Origin of the sequence: Nocardia farcinica, assembly GCF_029867845.1 — a bacterium.
Lineage (GTDB): Bacteria > Actinomycetota > Actinomycetes > Mycobacteriales > Mycobacteriaceae > Nocardia > Nocardia farcinica_A.
Genome location: NZ_JARWRU010000006.1, coordinates 1 through 2195 on the forward strand (window position 1 = coordinate 1; position 2195 = coordinate 2195).

Annotated in this window: 1 protein-coding gene and 1 pseudogene; both read left to right on the plus strand. The window is 71.5% G+C overall.

Annotated elements, in window-relative coordinates; genetic code table 11:
- Positions 1-252 precede the first annotated feature (252 nt).
- Positions 253-1422 (plus strand): annotated as a pseudogene (locus tag QH283_RS00070) (thiolase family protein).
- Positions 1419-2162 (plus strand): SDR family NAD(P)-dependent oxidoreductase, encoded by a 744-nt coding sequence (locus QH283_RS00075; RefSeq protein WP_280500975.1) that lies wholly within the window; start codon positions 1419-1421, stop codon positions 2160-2162. Before QH283_RS00070 ends, QH283_RS00075 begins: the two are co-directional and overlap by 4 nt.
- Positions 2163-2195: the final 33 nt, after the last annotated feature.

A 2195-nucleotide genomic window follows, 5' to 3' on the forward strand; every position in this document is an offset into this window, starting at 1 on the left:
GCCTTGCGCGTGGCGGGCACCACGGCGGTCAGCATGAGCAGTGGGTCGTCGCCGACCACGGAGAAGGAGTGGAAGCGGGCGCGACGTCCGCTCGAATCGCATCAGCCCAGCCTAGAACCTCGATCGACTTCACCGCCGAGAACGAACCCGGCGCGGACTGCCGGAAAGCGAACACGGGCCTGGACGAATGTAGGCGAATCCGTGTTAACTTAAGCGTGAATGGGAATTCACTTACCTCGATCGGAGCCAGCTATGCGGTCCGCCGTCATCGTGGACATCGTCCGCACCCCGTCCGGGAAGGGCAAGGCCGGTGGCGGCCTCGCCGATGTGCATCCGGCGACGCTGCTCGCCTGCGTGCTGTCCGAGCTCGTCGCGCGCAACGATCTCGACCCGGCCGTGGTCGACGACGTCATCGGCGGGTGTGTCACCCAGAGCGGCGAACAGGCGCTCAACATCACCCGCACCGCCGTGCTCGCGGCGAACTTCCCGGAGACGGTGCCCGCCACCACCGTCGACCGGCAGTGCGGGTCCAGCCAGCAGGCCGCGCACTTCGCCGCCCAGGGCGTCATCTCCGGCGCCTACGACGTGGCCATCGCCTGCGGTGTGGAGATGATGAGCCGCGCGCCGATGTTCTCCAACGCCCAGGGCAAGGACACCAACGGCGCGCCGCTGGCGCACCGCTTCCCGGAGGGCCTGATCCAGCTGGGCATCGCCGCCTAGATCATCGCCGCCCGTTGGATGTTCGACCGCGAAGCGCTCGACGAGTTCGCCGCGCGCTCGCACCGCCTGGCCGCCGAGACCGCCGCCTGGGGCGGCTTCGACCGGGAACTGGTCGCCGCGGGCACGCTCACCGCCGACGAGACGATCCGGCCCGGCACCACCGTCGAGAAGCTGTCCGGGCTGCGTCCCGCCTTCGCCGACGACGCTTTCCAGGCGCGCTTTCCCGAGATCGACTGGTCGATCACCCCGGGCAACTCCTCGCCGCTGTCCGACGGCGCCTCGGCGGCACTCATCATGAGCGAGGAGGCCGCCGCGAAGCTCGGCCTGACCCCACGCGCCCGCTTCCACTCCTTCTCCGTGGTCGGCGACGACCCACTGCTCATGCTGACCGCCGTGGTGCCCGCCACGCGCAAGGCGCTGGAGCGGGTGAGCCTCGGGGTGGACGACATCGACGCTTTCGAGGTCAACGAGGCGTTCGCCTCGGTGCCGCTGGTGTGGCAGCGCGAGCTGGGCGCCGACCCGGACAAGCTGAACCCGCGCGGCGGCGCGATCGCGCTGGGCCACCCGCTCGGCGCGTCCGGCACCCGCATCCTGGCCACCCTGGTCAACCACCTCGAGCAGACCGGCGGCCGCTACGGCTTGCAGACCATGTGCGAGGCGGGCGGCCTGGCCAACGCCACGATCATCGAGCGCCTCGGATGACGGCGGTGCGTTCGGCGCTGGTCACCGGCGGCTCGCGCGGCATCGGCGCCGAGGTCGCGAACAAGCTGGCCGCCGAGGGGTACCACCTGACGATCGCCGCCCGCACCGCCGAGACGCTGGAGGCGACGGCCGAGCGCCTGCGCGCCGAGCACGGCGTGGAGGTACAGCCGGTGGTCGCGCGGATGAACGACCTGGACGAGGTGCGGGCGCTGGCCGCCGCGCACGGCGACCGCTTCGGCGGACAGAACGTGCTGGTGCTCAGCGCGGGCACCGGCACGGCCGGCCCGGTGGCGGACATGCCCGCCAAGACCTACGAGCGCATGCTCGACGTCAATTTCCGCGCCCCGATCACCCTCGTCCAGGCCGCCATCCCGCTGTTGCGCAAGAGCGCCGCCGAGGACGCCGCCCGCGGCGCGAAGATCATCGCGCTCGCCTCCATCACCGGCGTGGTCGGCGAGGCCGGGCTTGCCGCCTACGGGGCGACCAAGGCCGCGCTGGTCTCGCTGTGCGAGACGGTCTCGCTGGAGGAGTCCGCGGGCGGGGTGAGCGCCACCGCCATCTCCCCCGGCTACGTCGACACCGACATGACCGCCTGGAAGCGCGAGGAGCTCGACCGGTCGGCCATGCTCACCACCAACGACGTCGCCGAGATGGTGCTGGCCATCACCCGGCTGTCCCGTAATGCCGTGGTGCCCAACATCGTTCTCTCCCGCGCGGGCGACCAGCTCTGGCGCGCCTGAGACTCGCGACAGACGTCGGGGGGGGGGGGGGGG